This window comes from Bradyrhizobium sp., assembly GCF_035935975.1.
In the GTDB taxonomy this organism is placed as follows: Bacteria; Pseudomonadota; Alphaproteobacteria; order Rhizobiales; family Xanthobacteraceae; genus Bradyrhizobium.
The window spans coordinates 134728-159191 of the sequence record NZ_DASYWN010000030.1; the positions used below are offsets into that span (position 1 = coordinate 134728).

Sequence of the window (24464 nt, forward strand, 5' to 3'; positions counted from 1 at the left end):
TAAACTACGGAACTGGTGCATTTGAGTTTCAATACGCGAAACACGGCAGAGAGATCAGAGAGAAGAATGACCGCACAGGACAGCAAGCTCGGCGACACCGACGACAAGATCTTCGTCGGCAAGGGAGACGAGCAGGCGTGGCTGACGCTGGCGCTCGCCAATCGCCATGGTCTCGTCACCGGTGCAACCGGAACCGGCAAGACGGTGACGCTGCAAGTCATGGCGGAAGGTTTTGCGCGCGCCGGCGTCCCGGTGTTCGCGGCCGACATCAAGGGCGACCTCTCCGGCATTTCCGAGGTCGGCGAGCCCAAGGATTTCATCGTCAAGCGCGCCGCCGAGATGGGGCTGAAATTCCAGCCGGACCAGTTCTCGACGGTGTTCTGGGATGTTTTCGGCGAGCAGGGCCATCCGGTGCGGGCGACCGTCACCGAGATGGGGCCGCTGCTGCTGGCCCGCATGCTCGATCTGAACGATGTGCAGGAAGGCGTGCTCAACGTCGCCTTCCGCGTCGCCGACGACGCAGGCCTGACCCTCATCGATATGAAGGATCTGCGCGCGCTGCTTGATGCCATCGTGCCGGACGCCGGCAAGAAGGGCGCGGACGCCGAGGAAAGTCCGCTGGCCGACATCAAGAAGGCGGCGCAAGGGTTCGGCAACGTCACCAAGGCCACCGTCGGCACCATCCAGCGCCAGCTCCTGGTGCTGGAGAACCAGGGCGCCACCAAATTCTTCGGCGAGCCGGCGCTGACGCTGAAGGACTTCATGAAGACCGATCGCGTCGGCCGCGGCTTGGTCAACATCCTTGTTGCCGACAAGCTGCTGCAGAGTCCACGGCTTTACGCGACATTCCTGCTGTGGATGCTGTCAGAGCTGTTCGAGGAATTGCCCGAGGCCGGCGATCTGCCGAAGCCCAAGCTGGTGTTCTTCTTCGACGAGGCGCATCTGTTGTTCAACGACGCGCCGAAGGCGCTGATGGACAAGATCGAGCAGGTGGTGCGCCTGATCCGCTCCAAGGGCGTCGGCGTCTACTTCGTCACGCAAAACCCGATCGACGTGCCGGATCGCGTGCTCGGTCAGCTCGGCAACCGGGTGCAGCACGCGCTGCGCGCCTTCACCCCGCGCGACCAGAAGGCGGTCGCGGCCGCCGCCCAGACCTTCCGCCCCAACCCGAAGCTCGATACCGCCAAGGTGATCATGGAGCTCGGCAAAGGCGAGGCGCTGGTGTCCTTCCTCGAAGGCAACGGCACGCCGGCAATGGTCGAGCGGGTGATGATCCGGCCGCCGTCGGCCCGCATCGGACCGATCACGCCGGAAGAGCGCAAGGCGATCATGGATGCGAGCCCGGTGAAGGGCAAATACGACACCGCCGTCGATGCAGAGTCCGCCTACGAGATGATCCAGAAGCGCATTTCCGGCACGGCCGCGACGGCTGATGCGGGCGCGGCCGGTGGTGGCGGCGGCATCCTCGGCCAGATCGGCTCGATCGTCGGCACCATCTTCGGCACCAACGTCAAGCGTGGCCGCCTGTCGACGGGCCAGGTCATCGCGCGTGACGTCACGCGATCGGTCACCAACCAGGTGATCGGCGGAATGGCCGCCAATATCGGCAAGTCGGTCGGCGGCCAGCTCGGCGGCTCGATCGGCCGTACGCTGGTTCGCGGTGCGCTCGGCGGGCTGCTGCGTCGGTAGGCAGACCAGTTACTTTTGGGGCAATCCGCATCGCTTTGCTTGACCTCGGCCTGCGTGGTTCGAGACGCCCGCTTTGCGGGCTCCTCACCATGAGGGTCTAAGTCCTCGCCGCGAAGCAAGACCTCATCCTGAGGAGCCCGCCAAAGGCGGGCGTCTCGAAGGATGGCCGCAGGCAAAAAAGGCCCGTTATCGCCACCACAATTTCGGGTGAGGGGGCTCTCCAAGCCTCCTCCGGTCTGCTACGTCCTGTGCCTTCGCCACTGGACCCCGCCGTGACCTCATCAGAACCTTTCGCCAAACCCGACGCATTCCGAACCCTGTCGCTGCGAGCGCCGCTCGACCTGCTCTTTCTGCTTTGCTGCCTGATCCTGACGGCGGATGTCCTCGGCCCGGAGATCTTCGGCCATGGCAAGACCAAGGATTACGGGCTGTGGTACTGGGCCGGGCAGCAGGTTCTGAGCGGCGGGCCGCTCTATCCCGGCGACATCCGCGAGTATTTCGAGTTCATCTATCCGCCGCTGCCGGCGATCCTGCTGGCGATCCCGAGCTGGTTCGGCAAGATCACGCTCTATACCGTGCTGTCGATCCTGAACGTGGTGGCATGGTGGTACACGGGCATACTCTCCAATGCCATGACCGGATCGGACCGCAGGCCCGGTCCCTGGCTGGAAGCGCTGCCGGCCCTGGTCACCGTCACCTTCGTGTTCGACATGTTCGATCTCGGCCAGCCGAACCTCCTGCTGCTGGCGATAATGCTGTGGGGCTTCTGGCTGTTGCAGCACCAGCGCGCCTGGTTCGCGGGCTTCATGTTTGCGCTCGCGACCGCCATCAAGGTGTTTCCGATCGCGGTGCTGCCGTATCTGGTCTGGCGCAGGAAGTGGGCCGCCGTCGCTGCGACGGTCGCCTTCACCGGCATCCTTCTTTATATCGTGCCGGCGCCGATCCGCGGCTTCGAGCGCAACGCGATCGAGCTCAAGACCTGGTACCAGGGCATGGTCGGCACGAGCTCGGAAAAGGGCTTTGGCCAGCGCGACGAGCAGAACTGGTCGTGGGTCAACCAGTCGCTCATTGCGGTGACGCATCGCCTGGTCCGGCCGATCAACTACAATCAGGAAGATCACAACAAGCCGCCGCGCACGATGAATATCATCGACGTCGATTACAAGACGGCGAACTGGATCGTGCTGGCGGTGTCAGCTTTGCTTGGGCTCGGCTTCCTCGCGGTGATGCCGCCGGAGCGGCGGCGAACGGCGCGTTCTGATGCCGAAGAGCTCGGCATCCTGTTCTGCCTGATGACGGTGGCCTCGCCTTTGGCGCGGCAATACTATTTCATGTGGCTGTTCTTCCCGATGACGGTGCTGATGCATCGCGCCGCATTCGACGTGCGGCCGCACGTGCGGCTGGGAACCTGGCTGGCGCTGGGCGCTGTCGGCATCCTCATGCTGCTGGCGCTGCCGTGGTTTCCCAATGTCATCCAGGCCTGGGGCAATAACCTCATCGCCACGGCTGTTCTTGCCGGTGCGCTGGCATGGCACATCCGGCATCCGCCGGTTGCGGCTGGCTCCGGGCGCGCGACGGGGCTAAAAGCCGAGACATCTCGAACGTAGGGAATCCGACCATGGCCAATGCCCAGCTTCAATCCGTGCTCGACCACATCGACAAGGATTTCGACAACAGCCTGGAGCGTCTGTTCTCGCTGTTGCGGATCAAGTCGATCTCCGCGGATCCGGCCTTTGCCGGCGATTGCAAGGCGGCGGCCGAGCATCTCGCCAAGGACATCGCAAGCCTCGGCGTCTCAACCGAAGTGCGCCCGACCGCCGGCCATCCCGCCATCGTCGGCAAGACCAAGGCGGGCGGCCGCCCGCACGTGATCTTCTACGGTCACTATGATGTGCAGCCGGTCGATCCGGAAAATCTCTGGGACCGTCCGCCGTTCGAGCCTGTCGTCACCGACCACGCCGACGGCCGCAAGATCATCGTCGCGCGCGGCGCCGAGGACGACAAGGGCCAGGTCATGACCTTCGTCGAGGCCTGCCGCGCCTGGAAGAAGGTGACGGGCTCGCTGCCGATCGACATCACCTTCCTGATCGAAGGCGAGGAGGAGGTCGGCTCGAAGAATTTCGTACCGTTCATCGAGGCCAACAAGGACGAGTTCAAGGCCGACTATGTGCTCGTGTGCGACACCGGCATGTGGGACCGCAACACGCCGGCGATCACGACCTCGCTGCGCGGCCTGCTCTATGAAGAGCTGAAGATCACCGCCGCCAATCGCGACCTGCATTCCGGCGTGTTCGGCGGCAGCGCGATGAATCCGATCCGCGTGCTGACGAAGATCCTCGGCGGCCTGTTCGACGACGACAACCGCATCACCATCCCCGGCTTCTACGACGGGGTGAAGGATCTGCCGCCCGACATCCTCGAGCAGTGGAAGAAGCTCAATCTCACGCCGGAGATGTTCCTGAAGCCGATCGGCCTGTCGATCCCGGCGGGCGAGAAGGGGCGCCTCTTGATCGAGCAGGCCTCGTCGCGTCCGACCTGCGACGTCAACGGCATCTGGGGTGGCTATATCGGCGAAGGCTCCAAGACGGTGATTCCGTCGCATGCCTCGGCGAAGGTCTCGTTCCGCCTGGTCGAGGGGCAGGATCCGCAAAAGATCCGCAAGGCGTTCCGCGACTACGTCACGGCGCGGCTGCCGGGCGACTGCAAGGTCGAGTTCGGCGACCACTCCGCCGCGCCTGCCGTCGCGCTCGACTGGAACATGAAGCCGCTTGCCGCCGCCAGCAAGGCGCTGGCGGAGGAATGGGGCAAGGAGACCGTGCTGATGGGCTCCGGCGCCTCGATCCCGATCGTCGCCGACTTCAAGCGCACGCTTGGGCTCGACTCGCTGCTGGTCGGCTTCGGCCTCGACGACGACAACATCCACTCACCGAACGAGAAGTACGACCTCCGCAGCTTCCAGAAGGGCATCCGCTCCTGGGCCCGCATCCTGGCTGCGCTGGCGGAGGTGAAGTAGGGCGAGGTGCCGTAGGGTAGGCAAAGGCGCGAAGCGCCGTGCCCACCACCGCTCAGTGACTACAAAGGAAGAAGACGTGGGCACGCTGCGCTTTGCCCATCCTACGAGACCTGTTCCCGTCATTGCGAGCGAAGCGACTTGTCCGCCGAAGCCTTTGGCGAAGGCGGAAGCAATCCAGAGATCCCTCCGCGGAGGCAGTCTGGATTGCTTCGTCGCGGAGCCTGTCATCCGGCCCGCCGCAGGCGGGACCGGGTGGCTCCTCGCAATGACGAACGGACCAAATAAAAACGCCGCCCGGAATTGGGCGGCGTTTCATTCCAGAACGTGCAGAGGTAGTTGAAAACTACCCTACACGAAATCCGCGAAATCTCAAGACCGGTAGCCGGGCAGCTCGCGGTCGAGCTTGCGCAGCAGCGGCGGCCAGACGAGGTTGGTGGCGCGCAGCTCGGCGCGGTCGCGGTTGGCGAGCAGCTCGGTGTTCTTCTCGATCGCGATCTCCTCGACCGGATAGACCGGCGTGCCCAGCGCGCGGGTGCGCACCTGCATCGAGCAGGCACGCTCCAGATGGTACATGCGCTCGAAGGCGGAGGCGACCGAACGGCCGACCGTCAACGTGCCGTGGTTGCGCAGCAGCATGTGGTTGTGGTCGCCGAGATCCTTCTGCAGCCGCGGCCGTTCGTCGTGGTCGAGCGCGATGCCTTCATAGTCGTGATAGGCGAGGTCGTGGGTGACGAGCTGCGCGGTCTGGTTCAGCGGCAAGAGGCCCTCGGCCGAGCTCGACACCGCGGTGCCGTCGAGGGTGTGGAGATGCAGCACGCAGATCGCGTCCTCGCGGACCTCGTGGATCGCCGAATGGATGGTGAAGCCGGCCGGGTTGATGCTGTACTCGCTCTCGGTGAGCTGGTTGCCGTGCAAATCGACCTTGACGAGGCTGGATGCCGTGATCTCGTCGAACATCAGCCCGTAGGGATTGATGAGAAAGTGATGCTCGGGGCCGGGCACGCGGGCGGAGATGTGGGTGTCGACCAGATCGTCCCAGCCATAGAGCGAGACGAGGCGATAGCAGGCGGCGAGATTGACCCGTTGCTGCCACTCGGCCTCCGTCATGTTCGACGGCACTTCCTTCAGGCGCGCTTCCGCTGGTGACATGGCAAATCTCTCCGAACCTCGTTGTTGCGGAGCGAGAGCCTAGTCGCGGTCGAGGCCGGCAGCAAGGCGGTCAAAGCGCGGCAGTTCAGCGTAGCCTGCATGAGCGCAGCGATATGCGGGGCCGCTCTGACAGGGTCCCGGATGTCGCTGCGCTCATCCGGGCTACGGATACGGAGAGGAATATTACGGCGCTGGGATCGAGAGCAGGCTGGAAATGCTGCTGCCGCGGATGTCGTAGACGCGGGCGAACACCACGTCGTCGCGCTTGATCTCGACCAGGACGGGCGCGGTGAGGCCCTTGCAGTAGAACTCGCCGAGCGTCATGGCGAAATCGGCCGCATTGGAATCCCAGCCGATGGTGAAGTCGGGACCGAGCGCGACCTGGGCCGGACGCTGCGGGCCGCACACCGCGACCTTCCATTTGCGGTTGCGCGGCGGCACTTCCTGGCGTTCGACGAGCTGCTCGCGCAGCTCGTCCGAGGCCTGCTTCAGCGCGAGGCCCCAATAATCCAGCATGAAGCGGTCGTCGGCGGCGCGCACGGTGCCGGCGATGTGGTTGAAGTGGGTGTACTGATAGGGATGCAGCCGGATCATCTCGGCGAGCGAGAGCGCAAGGCCGAAGCAGAAGGTCGCGAGCACGACCGGCTGCCAGGTGCGGTGGTTGGCGCGCAGGCGCTCCATCGTCCAGGCGAAGCCGACGCCGCCCAGCACCGCCATCGGCGGGATCACGAAGACGAAATGGCGAATGCCGTTGTAGAGCGCCGGACGCTTCACCATCGCGATCGCGAGCGGCAGGGTCGCGGCCAGCGTCAGCATCAGCATGATGGTCTTGCGGCGCGCCGGAACCTCGCGGCGCGTCAGCATGGCGAAGGTGCTGACCACGGCGCCGCCCATCAGCACCAGCATCACCTCGGGCAGCTGCAGCGCGAACAGCGTCGGCAGATAGGACCAGGGCATGTCGGGCACGGACACGATCGCGCCGTCGAACATCTCCTTCCAGGGCTTTTCGAAGAAGTGCGAGAAGTAGGTCAGCGCCTCGAAGGGATTGCCGGGCTCCATGATCGACCACGGCCAGATCAGGCCCATCACGAGATAGCCGAGCGCAAGGCCGGGCAGCAGCACATAGACCACGTGGGCGAAGCGGCGGACCGATTCGCGCAGGCCTTCGGTGCGCAGCTCCTCCAGGAACAGCGGGATGAAGCCGATCATGGCGTAGACCAGCGACAGGCCGCCGAGAATGCGCGTGCCGAGCGCGAGGCCGGCGCCCAAGCCGACGATCAGGATCGTGCGCGGTGAGGGCTGCGGATATTCCTCGGCGAGGCGGACGAGGCCCAGCATCAGGATGATCATGGCCACCGCGAAGGGCGCATCCTTCGGGTTCATGAACATGTGGCCGTAGAAGATCGGGCACAGCGCGAGCAGCAGGAGCGAGGCAAGACCCGCAAGAGGACCGCCGATGCGGCGGCCAAGCCGCCACGTCACGGCCAGGCCGACCACGCCGACGATCGCGCCGACCAGGCGTCGCGTCTCGAACAGCTCGAGCGGAATGACCTTGTGCAGGAGCGCCGCGACCATGTCGAAGCCGCCGCCATACATGTAGAGATTGGCAAAGGAGAGCGCCGCGGTGTCCCTGAAACCGGAACCGAACATGCGCAGCAGCAGGTCGGCATATTCAGCGTGGGTGTAGTCGTCCCAGCCAAGTCCGTAGTCGCGGAAGGTCAGGCCTGAAATGACGGCGACCGCGGCCAGCACCAGCATGGCGAGATCGTCGCAAGTCCGTTCAACCGAGCGCCGTAGGGGCGTGTCGATCGCCGAAGTCGTGATGGATGTCATGGCTATTGGTGACCTGGAATCCCCTCTTGGCCCTGCTGGTGCGTGCGGGCCACTTCCCCGGAATCCCTATAGCGCAGTTCCATTACCAAGTAATTGGGCATTATGGCTAAATTCCTGATGCGACGCAGCAAATCCTTGCAACCGGGGGCAGACTAGCAGTAGCGATCCGTAGGTGAAGGGAATGTGAATAAGTCCCTGATATCCTTCCCTTTAGGAACGCTGCCCTCAATTGGCCGTTGGCGAGGAACACAGTATGACGGTATCGTGGCGTAGAGTTAGAGGATGCCGCGTGTGGATGCGCGGCTTGGGGTGGGTTCGATGACCTTGGCATTGTTGATCGCGGGCATCGTGGCCGCCGTGGCGGGCCTCCTTGCGGTCGCTTTTGGCTTTTCCGTCAGGGAATTCAGCCTCGGCAGCACTCTCATAATCTCCGGCACGATCGGCGTCTGCTCCGGAATGTTACTGACTGGTCTCTACGTCGTGGTGCTGGAGCTGAAGGGCATCGGCCGTCGGCTGGCTGGCGCAGCTGCGCAGCCCGAGGTTCGGGTCAGGCCCGTGCTGCCGGGTATCGCAACACCGAGTGCGCCCGAGCCTGCGCCGGCGATGCGCGCCGAGCCGATGGCTCCGCCGGCTCCCGCTGCGCCGCCGCCATGGCTGGGCGAAGCGCCTGCGCGCGAGCGTCCGCGCGTCGAGCCGCCGCCACCCGCAGAGCCGGAAGCTGCTCCGCCGCCTGCCGCGCCGGAAGCGCCGCGCCGGCGCAATCTGATGTTCGCCTCGACCTCGCGCAGGGAGCGCGAGCGCGCCGAGGCAAAGGCCGCCGAGGGCACACCGCCGCAACGCACGGAGCCCGCGGCGCCCGCCGCCCCTGACGCGCCGCCTGCGAGCTTCGACGACGCCTGGCCGAAGGCGGATCGCCCGCGCGCGCCCGAACCGCCGGCCGCCTCGCGCCGCCCGGCGCCGCGCTCGCCATCGACCTTTGCCGAGGCTGCCCCAACGCCGCAGCCACCTGAGCCCGAGCACGAGCCGGAGCAGGCGGCCGTGACGGTGCTCAAATCCGGCATCGTCGATGGCATGGCCTATTCGCTTTATTCGGACGGCTCGATTGAGGCGCAGATGCCTGAAGGTATGATGCGCTTCGCCTCGATCGACGAGCTCCGCGCGCATCTCGACCAGCGGGGTGGCTGAAGGTGGCCAAGTAAAGCGTTGCCGTTCTTGTCAGATCGCCAGTAATCAGTTCAAATTCGTCAGTCCTGTATTTTGACCGAACGTATTGTTGACACGGAATACTTTGGCGTCGTCAATCTCCTGACGCGCAGGATCTTAGGGAAGGGCGGGCCATGTCGGATGCCGGAGCCAAGAATTTCATCGAGCTGACGGCGAGCATCGTGTCGGCCTATGTCGGCCACAACCCGACGCCGGCCGCCGAGATTCCGAACCTGATCAGCCAGGTGCATGGCGCGCTGGTGCGCGTCTCGTCGGGCCGCAACGAGGTCGTCCCACACGAGCCGGCAAAGCCTGCGGTGTCGCTGAAGAAGTCGATCGCGCCGGACTATCTGGTGTGCCTCGAAGACGGCAAGCGCTTCAAGTCGCTGAAGCGCCATCTGCGCACCCAGTACAACATGACGCCGGAGCAATATCGCGAGAAATGGGGCCTGCCGGCCGACTATCCCATGGTCGCGCCGAACTACGCGGTGGCGCGCTCGCAACTGGCCAAGCAGATGGGATTGGGACAGCAGCAGCGGAAGCGGAAGTAATGCAGCCGCTCGGCCAGCTCTCGGGTGGCCAAAGGCGCAAAGCGCCGTGCCAGCCATCTCTCTCGAATCGCGCTGGAACGTGGGCACGCTTCCGCCTTCGCTCTTCGAGCTACGGCGGACAAGTCGCTTTGCCCGCCCTACGGATCTGCCGTTACGACAGCTTAATTCGCAGTGTACTCCGCCCTCATCCTGAGGAGCCCGCGAAGCGGGCGTCTCGAAGGATGGCCGCGGGCGAGAGCGGGGCCTTCATGGTTCGAGACGCGCTTCGCGCTCCTCATCATGAGGGGCGTTCTTCACGACGCCTCCGCCAGCGCCTCTCTCGCATCCGTCTTGATCCGCTCGACCATCGAGCGCAGGCCGTTGGAGCGCTGCGGCGTCAGATGATCCCGAAAGCCGAACTCGTTGAACACGGCGATTGCGTCGGTATCGAGGATCTCCTGCGGCGTGCGGCCCGAGTACAGCGAGAGCACGATCGCGACCAGGCCGCGCACGATATGCGCATCGCTGTCGCCGCGATATTTCAGGATCGGCGCACCGTTGCCGCGGTCGATCAGCTTCTGCAGCCAGACCTGGCTGACGCAGCCGTTGACCTTGTTCTCGGCCGAGTGCTCGGCCTCGGGCATCGGTTCCAGGGTGCGGCCGAGCTCGATGACGTACCGGTAGCGGTCGTCCCACTCGTCCAGAAGCTCGAAATTGTCCCTGATTTCGTCGATCGTCGTCATGTTGGCCCAAAGTTCCCGTTCACGCCAATATAAGGACGCGAAGCCGTGAAATCGATAGGGATTGGGGCCTAATTCGCGCCTTGCGGACCGCGCCATTCCAGCGCGAGGTCGTCCTGGGTCAGGGTGTCGCGCGGCGCCTCGTTCGAGGCGGCATCGCCTTCGCCGGCCAGTGCGATCGAGCCGGTGTGGTCGGGCGCCTTCTTGTCGCTCTTGTCGTTCTTGTCGTTCTTCTCGTTGGTGATGTGCTCCTTCTTGTCGTTGATGATCTGGTAGAGCTTCTTGGCGCCGTCCTGGGCGCGCTGGCCGATGATGGTCGCGGCCTGTCCGCCGACCTCGCAGGCCGCCGGCTGACGCTTGCAGAACTGGGTCACGTCGGAGACGGCCGCGGTCGCAGCCTGCACCGCATCGGCAGCGCCGATCTGCGGCAGCTTCTCCGATTCGGGCGTCTTGTCCCGCGGCAGGAGCACCAGCACCAGCCCGAGCCAGAATGTGATGCGGAGCAGAAAGCGCATCTTATCGACCTGTACGTTAGATCCGCCCGCGGCGATCTTCGCGGGCTTGCGACCTAGCAACTCTCGATAAATCGCAAGTGATTGCTTCGAGCTTAATTCGCGGAAAATTTACGCAGAAATCTTCGAGATGCGCGGTCTCGTAAATTTTTCATTGATGCCGCGCCTGCGTGTCCGTCCGGACCTCCGTGTCCACCAATTCGAAACCATGCGGCGGAAGGTGAAACACTGTGTTCACCATCCTTACCGAAGACGTCGCCAAATCGTCTAAAAAGCTCCGCGATGACACGGTGTCCGGCTGCACGCGTTGCCGCCTTAGCACTCGTTTAAGGTCGCTCTGACAGGTTGGCTCAACGATAAGGAGGCGTTCCGGCGCGTCTTCTCGACGAGTGAGCCGAAGCGCGAGACCCGTGACAGTTTTGAGTATCATCCGCGATTGTCTCGATGCGCTGCTGCATCCCTCCGCGCGTTACGATGCGCTGACGCGTGCACGCCATCGTGCCTTCATGGCGCCGCGGCTGCTGGGCAGCCTGGCAGCCTTTGCCGCATTTCCTGTTTATCTCGCCATGCGTGGCGCGCCGAGCGCGGTCGAGGTTGCGGCCTTCGCCTGGCTGATCGCGCCCATCATGTTGTCCTGGTTCCTGTCGCGGACCGGCCGCTACGAAGGCGCGCATGTGCTGTCGTCGTTGGCGCTGGCCGGCCTGATCATGGCGGTCGCGACGACCACCGGAGGCATCGATTCATTCGCTGCGGTCTGGCTGGTCGTGGTGCCGCTCGAAGCCGCGCTGTCGGCCTCCCGCCGCGTCGCCGCTTTCGCCTCGCTGCTGGCGCTATCCTGCGCGGGGATACTGATCCTGATCAGTCAGCTCGGCTGGCTGCCGGTGGCGGAGCCGAGCGCCATGGAGCGCGGCGTGCTGATGGCGTTCGGTGTCGCCTCGGCGACCCTTTATGCTGCGGGCCTCGCCTTCGGCGCGGAATCGCTCGCGCGCACCAGCGTCGCGCTGCTGTCGCGCGAGGAAGAGCGTTATCGCTTACTCGCGCGCAACATGAGCGACGTCATCTCGCGGCATCAGCGCAACGGCGCGGTGCAATTCATTTCGCCGGCAGCCGAGGCCATGCTCGGCATATCGGTGATGCAGCTGCACGGCCATGGCCTGTTCGACCGCGTCCATGTCGCCGATCGTCCGGCCTATCTCACGGCTTTGTCGGATGCTGCGCGCGGTGACGTGCGCAGCGTCGAATTCCGGCTGCGGCGCGAGCCTGTCGGCGCCGAGCGCAATCAGGTCGATTTCATCTGGGTCGAGATGCGCTGCCGGCCGCTCGACCAGGATCTCGGCCGCGATGCCACGCGCGAGGCGGAAGTCGTCGGCGTGATGCGCGATATCACCGATCGCAAGCTCCAGGAGCAGGCACTCGATCGGGCGCGCAGCGCTGCGGAGGCCGCCGATGCGGCCAAGACGCGTTTCCTCGCCACCATGAGCCACGAGCTGCGCACGCCGCTCAACGCCATCATCGGCTTCTCCGAGATGATCGCGCAGGAGCAGACCCTGATGCTGGGTGCGGCCCAGCGCAAGGAATACGCCCAGCTCATCAACGATTCCGGCCAGCATCTCTTGTCGGTCGTCAACGGCATCCTCGACATGTCGAAGATGGAATCTGGCAATTTCGAGATCGCGTCCGAGCCGTTCGCGCCGCGCGCCTCGCTGATGCATTGCTGCAATCTGCTGGCGCTGAAGGCGCGGGAGAACGGCATCGACCTCATCACCGACGCGCCGCAGGACCTGCCGGTCATGACCGGCGATCCGCGCGCCTTCAAGCAGATCGTGCTCAACCTCGTCGCCAACGCCATCAAGTTCACCGAGCGCGGTGGCCAGGTCACGGTGTCTGCGGCCGCGTCGGCCTCGCAGCTCACGCTGCGCATCAGCGACACCGGCGTCGGCATCGCGCCTGACGATCTCAAGCGCATCGGCGCGCCGTTCTTCCAATGCGGCAAGACCTATGAGCGCCGTCACGAAGGCACCGGCCTTGGCCTGTCCATCGTGAAGAGCCTCGTGGCGTTGCATCTCGGCGATTTGACGGTACAAAGCAGGTTGGGGGAGGGCACTGCCGTCACCGTCAAGCTGCCGCTCGTCTACACGCCGCCGCAGGCGAAGCCGGCCGAGAACAAGATCGCGACCTTGACGCCGGTGCCGCGCCCGGAAACTCCGGAACAACTTCACGACCAACCTGCTCTGGTGAAGAAAAGTGCCTAAGAAGTCTGCCAACGACGAAGCCGCTCCGCGCCGCCGTGGCGCCAAGGGTGGCGCTAAGGGTGGCGTTAAGGCTGCGGTCATCGATGTTGAGACCGAGCGCAACCTCGTGATGCGCGTGCTGCTGCACAGCCCCAAGGACACGCTGGCCGGCCTCGTCGCCGTCGGCGCGATCAGCGCGATCGTCGCCAATGCGTTGTTCCTGCAGACCGGCCGGCATCCGGCGCCGATGTTCGGCACCGTGATCAATCTTCCCGCGCCGTCATCGCCGCTGTCGAATCCCTTGCCGCGTCCGCGCCCCGTCGGCGCCGACACCTCGCCGCTCGAGCCGAAGGCGACCGAGTTCCGCGTCGAGCCGAAACCTGCCGAGCGAGCACCCGAGCGTGCCGTCGAAAAGCCGGTCGAGGCGACCGCATCGACGCCGCGCGCGGGCAACGATCCCATGACCAACCTGGTCAAGGCGACAGCCTCGACGCCGCCCTCCGCGATGCGTCCGCCGGCGCCGATCCCGCTGCCGCAGACCCCCGCCGCACGGCGCATCGCCGGCGTGCAGCGCGCGTTGTCTGAATACGGCTACGGCAATCTGAAGATCACGGGCACGATGGGCGGCGAGACCCAGTCCGCGATCCAGAAATTCGAGCGCGAGCACAAGATGCAAGTCACCGGCCAGGTCTCCGACCGCCTGCTCCGCGAACTCGCCGCCGCGATCGGCCATCCCGTCGAATAAGCGTCGGGCTAGCGCATATCCACAACCCTAATCACTCTCGCCGCCCTTGCGCGGCGGGAGCGATCACAATTGACTGTAGGTTATTTTGTAGTTACAAAATAAACTTGTGAAGATCGTTTGGGACGAACCGAAGCGCCGAGCCAATCTCGACAAGCACGGGATGGATTTCGCTGATCTCAATGAGGCTTTCTTCGACAATGCTTTGGTGCTGGCCGGATATCGCAACCGCTGGCGTGCCATAGGCATCAACATTCGTGGCGTTATCTCGGTCATCTTTGCAACTCGCGGAACCGAGGGCGTCAGCATTGTCAGCATGCGTCCCGCCAGCAAGAAGGAAAGGGAGCTCTATGAAAAGAGCCGCCGCTAGGAAGGGGTACACTGCGCGCGATGTTCGTGCGGTAAGTGACAATCCGGAATGGACCAAGGAGGACTTTGCCAGGGCGAAGACTTTCGATGAGGTCTTTCCGGGTCTGCGAAAGGGCCGCGGTCCGAATAAAGCCCCCACAAAGCGACAGGTGACCCTGCGCCTGAGCCCTTCCGTCGTTGACTATTTCAAGGCTGAGGGCCCAGGTTGGCAGAGCCGGATTGACGAAGCGCTGGTCAAGGTGGTGAAGCGCAAACGCAGTTCTGCCGCGGGTTAGTCGATGCGTTTGAAATCCAACATATGGGTCTCGGCTTATTTGCGCCGGTGCCAGACCGAGGGCGTGTTCGGCGCCGTGCGACGTCGCGGCGCCGAGGAGGCGGGCGCGGTGTTTGTGAAGGTGTCGCTGCTCGACGGCAATGCGATGCTCTACGTGCCGGCGCCGCAGACCGTTTATGACGACGGCCGTCCGGTCGATCGTTTCTTCGTGCCGGCCGCACCGCAGCCGATGCCGGAATCTTCAGTCGAGGAGCGCCTGACCAAGGAGCTCCGCTTCGATCCCGATGCCTGGATCGTCGAAACCGAAGACCGCGCCGGGCGGCATTTCCTGGAATTGGCGAAGACGTAACTGCTGCCACAACCGTCATTGCGAGCGTAGCGAAGCAATCCAGAATCTTTCCGCGGCGGGACTCTGGATTGCTTCGCTGCGCTCGCAATGACGAGCTTGGGGAGACGCCTGCGCGCCTCACATCCAATGTCCTTGCCTCTGAAGGCCGGCGTTAGCGCTCCGACGACCCGCCCGCGCCCGTCCGCACCGCCGGATTGGAGCCGGGCTGTGCACCGGGGCGCGTCTGGCTTGCGCCGGCGCGGGCGCGCTGGCGGTCGCTGTCGTGCAGCGAGGACTGGTACTTTGCGCGTGTGACGGCAAGCGTCGAGCCGCGCCAGGCCGCCAGCATCACCAGCGCCGAGCGGTCATTGAGGCGATCGTAGAGCCGCGACAGCCGGTACACGTTGTTCACGGAGTTGCCGATCTCCGGCTTGAAGAACAGCAGGATGCGCTGGAAGTTCGGGCTCGGCATGTCGAGCGCACGCGCGGCGACCGCGAGCGCTTCGCCGCCGGCATCGTCGACGATTTGCGCTGCGACGCGCGAGGGCAGGATCAGGCTGTCACCGAGCTCATAGGTGAAGTTCTCGACGTCGTTGGCGATCGCCGCCATCTCCAGGATCTGGATGGCGCGCTTGGCGCGCACGGTGGGAATCCGCGGCGCGGCCTTCAGCGGCGTCTGCGCCAGATTGTGCAGGATCAGCGCGCGCTCGGAAGATCCGGCGCGGAAGAACATGTCGTGGATCTCGGCGGCGTCCTTCGGCTGCATCGCCATGTTCGCGGCCATCCGCAGCTCCGCGTCGGTCGGCGTGCGCGCTGGGGCGGATTCTGCCGGCGGCGACGGGATTTCGCGCGCGAGCGGAACCCTGCGTCCTTCCTGGGCTGCGACCAGCCCGAGCTTCTGCAGGACCGGGACCGGCGTCTGCGGATAGACCGCGAGCTTCGCTTTGACGGAGGCGCGGGTCGCATCGTCGACCTGGTCGATCAATCGGGTGGCGAGCTCGACGAATTGGCGCTGCTCGTCGTCGCTGTGGATGCGGGTCTGGACATAGAGGTCGGTCAGCACGCGCAGCAGCGTCGGGCGGACATCGACGCCTTCGCGACGGGACAGGGTCATCAACCCGTCGAATCCGGGGAACAGCGACTTGGTCATGGAAGCTTACGCAACTCGGAAAAGAGACTTCCGGGCGAGCGTAGCGCAGGTTCCTTTAAAGGCTCGTTAAGGAAAACGAGCCGTGAAGCCGGCCCTTCAAATTGAAGGCTTCTCGTGCCGCAACGGGACCGGCGCTAAGGTCCGTGCGGTTACGGTCCGGCGGGCCTGTTTACACCCCGTTAACCATGAACTGATCTTAATGATCGCCATGTTGCAGAGGTGTATTTCATCGCGCGGCAATTGAGAGAGCTGACATGGGGACCATCATCGAATTTCCGGCCGGTCGCCGGGTAGGCTCGTCGGGGGACGTCACACCACGCGCGGACATGGGGACTGTTCTGATTCTCCCCGTCATCCGTATCGAGCGCGAGAGCGACGAAACCAGCGGCGATCGCGGGCCGGAGCAGGGCACAGCGCCGGGGCGCCGTCGTCGCCGCCGCTAGTTCCGGACTTTGCAATGCCGGACACTCTCCGCCATATCCGGCCCTTCTTCTCGGCCGTCCTGCTCGCGCTGCTCGGCGCGACGCTGGGCGCCTGCAGCGGCGGCGATTTCGGCCGCACCCGCGCGGACATGCGCAGCGACGACATGCATCGCTGGCTCGGCGCCGAGGCCACCGGCAGTCTCGGCCTGAAAGCTTCGCAATTCCAGCTCACCGACGAGGAGCGCCAGCTTCGCGACCTCGCCTATCCCATGATCGAGCCGCCCCTCTCGCGCCCCGCATGGAAGAGCGTGTTCGGCGACTACAGGGCCCTGCCGGCCCCGTGGCACCAGAAGGTCGTGTTCGACCGCACCATGTACGGCCGTACGCTGATCGACGAGCCGCATCGCTCGCACTCCTCGCGCTATGCACAGCTGATCGAGGACGTGCGCAACGACACCACGCGCTTCGAGCCGTTCTTCGCCTCCGCGATCCGCGTCATCGATCTCGACAGGAAGCGCGATGCCACCATGGCGCGCATGTCCGCCCTCTCGCCGAGGGAGAGGGATGACGCGGTCGCGCGCATGCAGGAGAACTCGCTGATCATCCAGTGGGTGCAGCAGTCCCTCGAGCAGCGCGTCTCCTCCTATCGGTGGGCGCTGGAGCGCCTGGTACTCCAGGCGCCCGATCCCATGGCCGCCGACGCCGACCGCCTGATCGGCGAGCTCGCCGCCCAGACCGCCAACCCGCCGGTCGCATCGCAGCCGCCCTACGGGCGGGCGGTGGTTTCGAAGGGCTGAGCGGTTCGCTCGAGGTCTGCTCATCCGCTAGGGGGCGTTACCGGTCTTGCTCGAATACCACAGCGCATCAGCGCGCGAGGAATGCCAATCGAGTTTCTCGCCCGCGAGTGCTACAACCACAGCATGCAGATACCTGATAATACCGCGATCGTCTTGTTGCCGGGGATGGACGGAACGGGGGAATTGCTGAGGCCGTTGGCCGAACGCTTGTCGGCGCATCGTTCGGTTCAGCTCGTGGGGTATCCCACTGATTGCGTTCTCGGCTACGATCAACTCGCCGCTTATGTCGGGGAGCGCTTGCCAAGCGGTCGCTTCGTTGTTCTCGGCGAGTCGTTTTCTGGACCGATCGCGATCGAGATCGCCGCGACGGTCACGCGGGTTGCCGGGCTTGTTCTCGCGTCCAGCTTTGCGCGGCATCCGCTGCCGGCCAGTCTTATGGCGCTCACTCCGCTGCTTGATCTCAAATGGATACCGACAAGTATCATCGTTGCCGCCCTCATGGGATCGGCGGCGACACCAGAACTCAAGGTGCGTCTCCGGCAAGTTCTCAATGCGTTGCCGAGAGAGATTCTCCGGACACGGGCACAAGAGGTGCTTCGTGTCGACAAGCGCGACAGATTAGGCGGAATCGCATGTCCCGTCCTCTGCCTACATGGGCGCTCCGATCGTCTCGTGAGCAGGAAGTATGTCGACGAGGTCGTCGCGGCCAGATCTGGTAGTCAAGTGTGCTGGTTGGATGCGCCGCACATGCTTTTGGCAACCCACGTCGATGCGGCGGTCGACGTGATCGAGCAATTTTGTGAGGCCTTCAACTGCGAGCCCACCGTCGATTCCGTTTGAGGTTACATGCTGGCGATGTGCGCCAGTTGCTCCCGGGGGCGGTCAGCGCCTTCGATCAGAAGCCTTGCGCGCGCTCCGATCAGGCTCGCGCCGCTGCTTCTGCAGCTTTCCGACAAAATCCTTCAGCGCGTCTGCCAGTGGCACGGACGCGCGGTAGGCGAGGCCGACGTCGCGCTTCACCTTGACGTCGATCTCGCGCACGGCGACGTCAGGATTGCCGCGCGCCACGCCTTCCGGGACGATGGCGATGCCGACGCCGGCGGCGACCAGCGCCATCGCCCAGTCCTCCGATTGCGCGATCGCGGCGGTCTGACGTCGCTGTGCGGCACGGCCGAAGAATTCGCTCTGCTCGCAATGGCAACGGTCGATCAAGGGAACGCCGGCGAGATCGGCGGTCCGGAGCTTCTCCTTCAGCGTCAGCGGATGTGACGGCGGCAGCGCGGCCACATAGCGTTCGCTCCACAGCGAAACGAACTGCTCGTCCGAGCGCAGCATGCTCTTCGAGATGATCCTTGCATCCGCGCGCTCGTCGCTGCCGACGAGGCGGAGCGCGATGTCGCTGCGCGCCGTCAGCGGCTTCAACAGCGCGATCGTCCGGGGTACGTCGAGCGTGCGCATCAGGCCGAGCGTGAGCGTGGTCTTGGTCGCGGGCTTCCTGAACAGGCTGCGCGCCGCGTCGGTCTCGTCGATGATGCGGCGGGCGAGGGTGTGAAACTGCTCGGCCGAGGCGGTCGGTGCGACGCCCTTCTTGTGCCGAATGAACAGCGTGGTGCCGAGTTCGGCTTCCAGATGGGTGATCGCGGTCGAGATCGACGGCTGCGACACGAAGCATGCGCGCGCCGCCGCGGTCAGATTGCGCTCGCGGTAGACGGCGGCGAAGTAGCGAAGCTCGCGGATGTCCATAGGATAAACCTAGAGATATGATCAATACTCGATATTTTACCTATGGATTACCGGCTGGCAAGAACGCTCCCGTCACAACAGCGGGGACGCGCGATGAAGATCCACCACCTCAACACCGGCACGATGTGTCCGATCGGCCGCCGTCTCGTCAACGGCACCGGCAGCCTGTTCCAGCGCGCGCGTATGGTCTGTCATTGTCTGCTGATGGAGACGAATGACGGGCTCGCCCTGGTCGACACCGGCATCGGGCTCGGCGATATCACGACACCCGAACGGCTGGGACGGCGGTGGGTGCGCCAGACCGCGCCAAGACTCGATCCTTCGGAGACGGCGGTGGAGCAGGTGAGGGCGCTCGGCTATTCGCCCGACGATGTGCGGCACGTGCTGCTGACGCATCTCGACCGCGACCACGCCGGCGGCGTGCCTGATTTCCCGCGTGCCGCGATTCACGTCCATCGCGCCGAATATGACATGGCGGTAGAGCGCAAGCCCGCGCCGCCCGCAGGACGCTATGTCACTGGGCAGTGGAGCCATGGTCCGCGCTGGGCATTCTATGGCGAAGCCGGCGAGGGCTGGTTCGGCTTCAAGGGCGTGCGCGCGCTCGGTGACACCGAAGCCGACATCCTGATGATCCCGCTCGCCGGCCACACGCTCGGCCATTGCGGCATCGCGGTGCGATCAGGCGACACCTGGCTGCTGCATGCCGGCGACAGCTATTTCCACCACGCCCAGCTCGACGCATCGCCCCGCGTGCCGCTGATGCTCGGCTATTTCCAGCGCAAGGGCGACATGGACCGCAAGATGCGGATCGCCAACCAGGCGCGGCTGCGCGCGCTGAAGCTGGAGCACGGCGACCGCGTCAGGATCGTCAACAGCCATGATCCCGTCGATTACGAGCGCTGCCGGTGCGGCGCGCATTAGAGCGTTTTCGAGCGAAGTGGATACCGGTTCGCGTCAAGAAAACGCGTCAAAACAAGAAGCTAGAGCCCCGTTCCGATTCCATCGGAACGGGAAAGGCTCTAGCGGTGCGATGAGACGATGTCAGGCTGCGAGCCGTGCTGAACACCAGCGGGCCGAGTGCAAAACATGCCGTCGCGGCTTGCCCCCTTGTCGGCGGCCCTGCTTTCGGGCGCCAGGTCCGCGCGTTCCTGGCTTTCCCGCGTCATGTCGCGATACCTGCCTCGGCTGCAACCAGCCGATCGCCGGGGATCGGTTCGCGGGCGCTCCATCTGCGCAGCATGACAGCCAGTGAGAGACAGGCCAGCCACAACAACGCGCCCCCGGCCAGGTCAGTGACGTAGTGACCTCCGATCGGCAGCGTCGATATCATCACAAGAACGTTCCAGGCCGCGACAATCCGGAACAGCCATCCGGTGCCGACCACGGCGAAGATCGTCATCAATGCAAGGCAGCAGTGAAACGAAGGGAAAGTCACGACGCCCTGAAGGCTGTTAAAGGACAGCACGGGCGCGGCTGCGTTCCTGTAATACTCGAACTTCGCGAGATGATATGTCCCCGCGTCCGTTGGCAGTTTTTCGAGGATGTCGGTCGGATAGTCGAAATAGGCGAAAGCGCCGATCGCAGGCCAGAAAATCGAAATCGTGGTGGAGGCGACAATGGTGAGACTGCAGACGAATGCCAGCTCCCAGAGCTTGTCCATGCGACGGAGGCAGGGAAGCAGGACAACCAGTCCCAGCAATTGAAGGAAGGAACTGTCGTAGGCGAGGCCGAGAAGAGTAGACAGAGCGGGGTGAGCGGCGAACCAGGAGATCGTCGCGGGCAGATCGATTCCGAGTGAACGGTCGCTCTTCGCGAGCGCGTTGTCGATCAGGGGGTAGTGGTACCGCAGCCCGACAAGGCTGATGATTCCGGCCATTCCTATCGAGAGGAAAAGAACGGCGACCGCACCGCCGATGTTCGACAGAACCGGTGCCGGCCGCCACGTCCCGTAGACGAGACGGATGGCAACCAGGAACGACATCGGAACCAGCGACAGAACGAGGCTTCGGATCTCCACCGTGACGCCGAGCGTCGAGAGCAGAAATATCGCCAGGCCGCTCGCGAGGATGCCGATCAGCCAGCAGGATCGTTCGATCAACGCATGAGGCGTGGCCTCGCTGTGCCGCTGGACCGGAGTCGTAACCTTCGGATGCCCCAGCATTCCGTCGCGATTCGACGATCCGATCCATCGCGCGACAGTTGATATGCTGGGCATTCCGGCATTCCATTCGCTACACGAGGGTGTTGCGACAAATCATTTCATCCTCTGGTTTAGCATGGACGCCAAAAGGTTGCATTACTGCGACCCTACAAGTGTGTCTTGTAGTGAACGCTTTATTGCTGTCGATTTCCCCGCGGCGCGCATTGAGCGCGCGCCGCGCCGTCAGCGCTGCCCGTCATGCACGGAGATGTCGGACGCCTTGAGGCCGCCGATGCGGGCGTGGGGGCGGCCGCCGGTGGCCATCACGAGCCCGAAGGCGATCTCGTCGCGCCGCGGCGCATCCCACAGCGTCATCTCCGCGGTGCCGAAATGGCTGCGGACATAGGCGGCATGGATGTGACCGAGCGGCACCATCAGGCGCGTGCCGGCGCCGCCAATGGTCTTAGCCGCCGGCACGATCGCCTTGGGCTGGCCGAGCACCTCGCGCATGCCGTGGCCGCCGGCCTCGTGCCAGACGGCGCCGTGCTCGAGCTCGCCGTCTTCGCCGACGATGATGCCCTTGCCATAGGCCTCGATGCGCGCGGCGCCGCCGAGCTGTGCGATCAGCCCGCTCGCGAGCTCGCGTCCGAGCTCACGCAAGGACGCCTGGAACGGCATCAGGTCCGGTTCGTAGCGGCCGGCGAAGGGATTGCGGATCACCGCGATGGCGGTGCCGACGAGCAGCGGCGTCTCCAGAAGCGGGCCGCGCTCATGCCGGATCGTCTCGACGCTGAGCGCGGTCTTGCGAATGTCGTGCGACATGGGCGGCTCTAGGCTTCGTCGACGACGGGGTTGCGCAGCACGCCGATATTCTCGATCTCGACCTCGACCACGTCGCCGGGCTTGAGGAAGACCGGCGGCTTGCGGGTGAAGCCGACGCCGGCCGGCGTGCCGGTGGCGATGACGTCGCCGGGGACGAGGTCGAAGATGGTCGAGCAATATTCGATCAGCCGCGGGATCGAGAAGATCAGCATCGACGTGTCCGAGGACTGCACCACCGCGCCGTTGACGCGCGTCTCGAGCTTCAGCTTGGTGGGATCGCCGATCTCGTCCGGCGTGACCAGCCACGGTCCGAACGGGCCGGTGCCGACGAAGTTCTTGCCGGAAGCGATCTGCTGCGCATGGCGCTGCCAGTCGCGCACGCTGACGTCGTTGTAGATCGAGTAGCCCGCGACGTGGCTCCAGGCGTCTGCCTGGCTGATGTGGCGGCCGCCCTTGCCGATGACGACGGCGAGCTCGCCCTCCCAGTCGAAATTGTCCGACACTTTCGGCCGGATCACCGGCGCGTTGTGCGCGACCTGGGAACGCCAGACCCGCAGGAAGATCGGCGGAAATTCCGTGATCTCGCGCTTCATGCCGAACGCGACCGCCTCGTTGTGGTGGTCGAGATAATTGCGCACGGCGCAGACGATCTTCTCGGGCCGCGGGATCACCGGCAGATATTTGAGGTCGCTCAGCGCCAGCGTGGGCTTGTGGGCGGCGACGATGGCCGCGCGCCGCGCATAGTCGTCGCTGCCGAGGAAGTCCGCGAGCGTGGGGTACTGGGGCAGGGCGCGGCCGAGGTCCACGACACCGTTTTCGACAACGGCCCCCCAGCTTTCCCGGTTTCCGTCTAAGAACGACAGCAGCTTCATGGTTTTCGCCCCAAGGTTATGATTTTCGATCTGGTGTATTATTTTCGAAAATCGGCGGGCGCGCAAGCCCACCGGTGCGAAAATGCAGCTCCGGCCTATTCTGCATCGAGCAGGTGGGCGGCGTATTTGGCGACGTTGTCGGAGGTCGAACGGATATGCGTCTCGATCAGTTGCACGGCGAGATCGGCATTGCGCGAGATCGCGGCCTGCATGATCGCCTGGTGCTCGCCGGCCTTGTCGCGCGGCCGTGGCCGGAAACCGGCCGACAGATGCCGGTAGCGCTCGGCGCGGTCGAACAGCTCGGCGCGAATGGCGAGCAGCGTCGCCGAGCCGCAGGCCGAGACCAGCGCCTCGTGGAACTGGCGATGGGCGATCTTCCATTCGGGGTCGCGCAGCGGATGCTCGGGATCGCGCTGCTCGATCCGCTTTAGACGGTGCAGCGTCGAGATGACCGCGATCTCCCAATCGTCATCGCCCTTTTCGATCGCGCGGCGGATCAATTCCACCTCGATCAGCACCCTGGCGTCGGTGACCTCGACCAGATCCTGACGGCTGACCGGCGCCACGCGAAATCCGCGCTGCTCCTGCGCGTCGACCAGCCCTTCCGCCGCGAGCGCGGTCAGCGCCTCGCGCAGCGTCGTAAAGCTCGCGCCGAACCGTTCGCGCAGGACGTCGAAGCGCAGTGGCTCGCCCGGCGGCAGGGCGCAGGCGATGATCTCCTCGCGCAGCCGATGGGTGATGTCGGCGGCGATGGTCTTGCCGAATTCCTTGCGGGGGCGAATGGCGCTGTCGGGCATGGCTCAGCCAATGAATCGATGCCTCAAGATGCCGCGCCAACGACCATCTTGCAATAATTTTCGTAAACGATATGATTTTCGAAAATATGGTCTGGGGAGCAATGGAATCATGAGGGCAGTGCTGGTGCGTCAGCCGGGCGGGCCGGATGCACTTGAGGTGGTCGAGCTTCCGGTGCCTGTGCCGGCCGCAGGGCAGGTGCAGATCCGGGCCGAGGCGTTCGGCGTCGGGCAGCCCGACGTGCTGATCCGGCGCGGTGTCTACAAATGGATGCCGCCTTTGCCGGCCAATCCCGGTAACGACGTCGCGGGCCGCATCTCTGCGCTCGGCCCCGGCGTCGAAGGCCTTGCCGTCGGTCAGAAGGTGCTGCTGAGCGCGCGCGATCTGTCCCAGCGCGGCGGCTGCTACGCCGATTACGTGGTGGCGCCGGCTGACGCCGTCCATGTGTTGCCCGACCATGTCGATCTGCAGGCGGCCGTGTGCCTGTCGAACTACCAGGTCGCCTACGCGCTGCTGCACGAGTGCCGCCATCCGCGCGCACCCGCGAGCGTGCTGGTGATCGGCGCTGCCGGCGGCGTCGGCACCGCGCTGGTGCAACTGGCCAAGCTCGCCGGGATGACCGTGATCGGCACGGTCTCGACCGAGGAGAAGGCCGCATTCGCGAAGGCGAACGGCGCCGACCACATCATCTTCTACCGAAGCGAGGATGTGGTGGCGCGGACGCGCGAGTTGACGGGCGGCGAGGGCGTCGGCCTCGTGCTCGACCACGTCTGCGGGCCCGAGTTCACCGCCTATCTCGGCGCGCTCGGCAAATGGGGCACGCTGCTGTCCTACAACGCCTTTGCCGGATTGCCGGAAGAGAATTTGATGGCGGCGATGCGCGACCATCTCGACATCTGTCCGGCGATCCGCTGCTTCTCCTTCCACATCTACGACCATGATCGCGACGGCCGCCGCGCCCTGATGCGCAGCGTGATCGACGCGCTGAGCCGCAATGCGATCAAGCCGGCGATCTCGGCGGTGCTGAAGCTCGACGAGGTCGGGAAAGCGCATACGCTGCTGGAGCAGGGCTCCGCGCTCGGCAAGATCATCATGACGCCATGAGGGGAT

The 24464-nt window shown here is 64.7% G+C and carries 25 protein-coding genes; 15 read left to right on the forward strand and 10 right to left on the reverse strand.

Going from position 1 to position 24464, the window contains the following annotated elements; all coding sequences use genetic code 11:
* Positions 1-66: 66 nt before the first annotated feature.
* The 3 genes from VGR99_RS16530 (at position 67) to VGR99_RS16540 (ending at position 4702) form a co-directional block, all read left to right on the forward strand.
* Positions 67-1689 (forward strand): helicase HerA-like domain-containing protein, encoded by a 1623-nt coding sequence (locus VGR99_RS16530; protein ID WP_326899659.1) that lies wholly within the window; start codon positions 67-69, stop codon positions 1687-1689.
* Between the two features lie 272 nt (positions 1690-1961).
* Positions 1962-3296: a glycosyltransferase family 87 protein gene (locus VGR99_RS16535; protein WP_326899660.1), complete on the forward strand. Its 1335-nt coding sequence runs from the start codon at positions 1962-1964 to the stop codon at positions 3294-3296.
* 11 nt (positions 3297-3307) lie between these two features.
* Complete coding sequence (locus tag VGR99_RS16540; protein ID WP_326899661.1) at positions 3308-4702, forward strand: M20/M25/M40 family metallo-hydrolase; 1395 nt, start codon at positions 3308-3310, stop codon at positions 4700-4702.
* 369 nt (positions 4703-5071) lie between these two features.
* Here the strand turns inward: VGR99_RS16540 and VGR99_RS16545 are convergent, their stop codons facing one another.
* On the reverse strand, positions 5072-5851 hold the full coding sequence (locus VGR99_RS16545) for a class II aldolase/adducin family protein (RefSeq protein ID WP_326899662.1): 780 nt from the start codon (positions 5849-5851) through the stop codon (positions 5072-5074).
* A 183-nt stretch (positions 5852-6034) separates the two neighbouring features.
* Positions 6035-7684, reverse strand: coding sequence for a glycosyltransferase family 39 protein (locus VGR99_RS16550; RefSeq protein ID WP_326899664.1), 1650 nt, complete (start codon positions 7682-7684; stop codon positions 6035-6037).
* A 318-nt stretch (positions 7685-8002) separates the two neighbouring features.
* On the opposite strand from VGR99_RS16550, the gene VGR99_RS16555 reads away from it, so the two are divergent.
* Positions 8003-8869 (forward strand): DUF308 domain-containing protein, encoded by an 867-nt coding sequence (locus tag VGR99_RS16555; protein WP_326899666.1) that lies wholly within the window; start codon positions 8003-8005, stop codon positions 8867-8869.
* 152 nt (positions 8870-9021) lie between these two features.
* Positions 9022-9438, forward strand: a complete 417-nt coding sequence (locus VGR99_RS16560) for a MucR family transcriptional regulator (RefSeq protein ID WP_326899667.1) — start codon at positions 9022-9024, stop codon at positions 9436-9438.
* Positions 9439-9731: 293 nt separating this feature from the next.
* Here the strand turns inward: VGR99_RS16560 and VGR99_RS16565 are convergent, their stop codons facing one another.
* Positions 9732-10160 (reverse strand): SufE family protein, encoded by a 429-nt coding sequence (locus tag VGR99_RS16565; protein WP_326899668.1) that lies wholly within the window; start codon positions 10158-10160, stop codon positions 9732-9734.
* Positions 10161-10228: 68 nt separating this feature from the next.
* Positions 10229-10672, reverse strand: a complete 444-nt coding sequence (locus VGR99_RS16570; protein ID WP_326899669.1) for a DUF5330 domain-containing protein — start codon at positions 10670-10672, stop codon at positions 10229-10231.
* Positions 10673-11079: 407 nt separating this feature from the next.
* On the opposite strand from VGR99_RS16570, the gene VGR99_RS16575 reads away from it, so the two are divergent.
* The 5 genes from VGR99_RS16575 (at position 11080) to VGR99_RS16595 (ending at position 14634) form a co-directional block, all read left to right on the forward strand.
* Positions 11080-12921 carry a PAS domain-containing sensor histidine kinase gene (locus VGR99_RS16575; protein ID WP_326899670.1) on the forward strand — a complete coding sequence of 614 codons (1842 nt, stop codon included), beginning with the start codon at positions 11080-11082 and terminating at the stop codon, positions 12919-12921.
* On the forward strand, positions 12914-13645 hold the full coding sequence (locus VGR99_RS16580; RefSeq protein ID WP_326899671.1) for a peptidoglycan-binding domain-containing protein: 732 nt from the start codon (positions 12914-12916) through the stop codon (positions 13643-13645). The genes VGR99_RS16575 and VGR99_RS16580 overlap by 8 nt, the downstream gene beginning before the upstream one ends.
* A gap of 106 nt (positions 13646-13751) precedes the next feature.
* Complete coding sequence (locus VGR99_RS16585; RefSeq protein ID WP_326899672.1) at positions 13752-14012, forward strand: BrnT family toxin; 261 nt, start codon at positions 13752-13754, stop codon at positions 14010-14012.
* Positions 13993-14286, forward strand: coding sequence for a BrnA antitoxin family protein (locus tag VGR99_RS16590; protein ID WP_326899673.1), 294 nt, complete (start codon positions 13993-13995; stop codon positions 14284-14286). The genes VGR99_RS16585 and VGR99_RS16590 overlap by 20 nt, the downstream gene beginning before the upstream one ends.
* A gap of 3 nt (positions 14287-14289) precedes the next feature.
* Complete coding sequence (locus tag VGR99_RS16595) at positions 14290-14634, forward strand: DUF1491 family protein (RefSeq protein WP_326899674.1); 345 nt, start codon at positions 14290-14292, stop codon at positions 14632-14634.
* A 151-nt stretch (positions 14635-14785) separates the two neighbouring features.
* Here VGR99_RS16595 and VGR99_RS16600 read toward each other — a convergent pair whose 3' ends face one another.
* On the reverse strand, positions 14786-15763 hold the full coding sequence (locus tag VGR99_RS16600) for a DUF2336 domain-containing protein (RefSeq protein ID WP_326899675.1): 978 nt from the start codon (positions 15761-15763) through the stop codon (positions 14786-14788).
* 254 nt (positions 15764-16017) lie between these two features.
* Between VGR99_RS16600 and VGR99_RS16605 the strand changes: the two genes are divergently transcribed.
* The 3 genes from VGR99_RS16605 to VGR99_RS16615 all read left to right on the forward strand — a co-directional run bounded on the left by VGR99_RS16605 (position 16018) and on the right by VGR99_RS16615 (position 17822).
* Positions 16018-16206, forward strand: coding sequence for a hypothetical protein (locus tag VGR99_RS16605; RefSeq protein WP_326899676.1), 189 nt, complete (start codon positions 16018-16020; stop codon positions 16204-16206).
* A gap of 14 nt (positions 16207-16220) precedes the next feature.
* Positions 16221-16982 carry a hypothetical protein gene (locus VGR99_RS16610; RefSeq protein ID WP_326899677.1) on the forward strand — a complete coding sequence of 254 codons (762 nt, stop codon included), beginning with the start codon at positions 16221-16223 and terminating at the stop codon, positions 16980-16982.
* 81 nt (positions 16983-17063) lie between these two features.
* Positions 17064-17822: an alpha/beta hydrolase gene (locus VGR99_RS16615; RefSeq protein ID WP_326899678.1), complete on the forward strand. Its 759-nt coding sequence runs from the start codon at positions 17064-17066 to the stop codon at positions 17820-17822.
* Positions 17823-17864: 42 nt separating this feature from the next.
* Here the strand turns inward: VGR99_RS16615 and VGR99_RS16620 are convergent, their stop codons facing one another.
* The gene (locus tag VGR99_RS16620) at positions 17865-18725 is read right to left on the reverse strand and encodes a LysR family transcriptional regulator (RefSeq protein WP_326899679.1); all 861 of its coding nucleotides are present in this window, start codon (positions 18723-18725) and stop codon (positions 17865-17867) included.
* Positions 18726-18818: 93 nt separating this feature from the next.
* Between VGR99_RS16620 and VGR99_RS16625 the strand changes: the two genes are divergently transcribed.
* Entirely contained in the window at positions 18819-19646 is an 828-nt protein-coding gene (locus VGR99_RS16625; protein WP_326899681.1) for an MBL fold metallo-hydrolase, read from the forward strand.
* Positions 19647-19887: 241 nt separating this feature from the next.
* On the opposite strand, the gene VGR99_RS16630 is transcribed toward VGR99_RS16625, so the two are convergent.
* The 4 genes from VGR99_RS16630 to VGR99_RS16645 form a co-directional block, all read right to left on the reverse strand.
* Positions 19888-20940 (reverse strand): phosphatase PAP2 family protein, encoded by a 1053-nt coding sequence (locus tag VGR99_RS16630; protein ID WP_326899683.1) that lies wholly within the window; start codon positions 20938-20940, stop codon positions 19888-19890.
* Positions 20941-21108: 168 nt separating this feature from the next.
* A complete protein-coding gene (locus VGR99_RS16635) occupies positions 21109-21687 on the reverse strand; it encodes an amino acid synthesis family protein (protein WP_326899684.1) in 579 nt (192 codons plus the stop codon).
* An 8-nt stretch (positions 21688-21695) separates the two neighbouring features.
* Entirely contained in the window at positions 21696-22559 is an 864-nt protein-coding gene (locus VGR99_RS16640; protein WP_326899686.1) for a fumarylacetoacetate hydrolase family protein, read from the reverse strand.
* 95 nt (positions 22560-22654) lie between these two features.
* Complete coding sequence (locus tag VGR99_RS16645) at positions 22655-23356, reverse strand: GntR family transcriptional regulator (protein WP_326899687.1); 702 nt, start codon at positions 23354-23356, stop codon at positions 22655-22657.
* 109 nt (positions 23357-23465) lie between these two features.
* Here VGR99_RS16645 and VGR99_RS16650 point away from each other — a divergent pair, with 109 nt between their 5' ends.
* Positions 23466-24458, forward strand: coding sequence for a zinc-dependent alcohol dehydrogenase family protein (locus VGR99_RS16650; RefSeq protein WP_326899688.1), 993 nt, complete (start codon positions 23466-23468; stop codon positions 24456-24458).
* Positions 24459-24464: the final 6 nt, after the last annotated feature.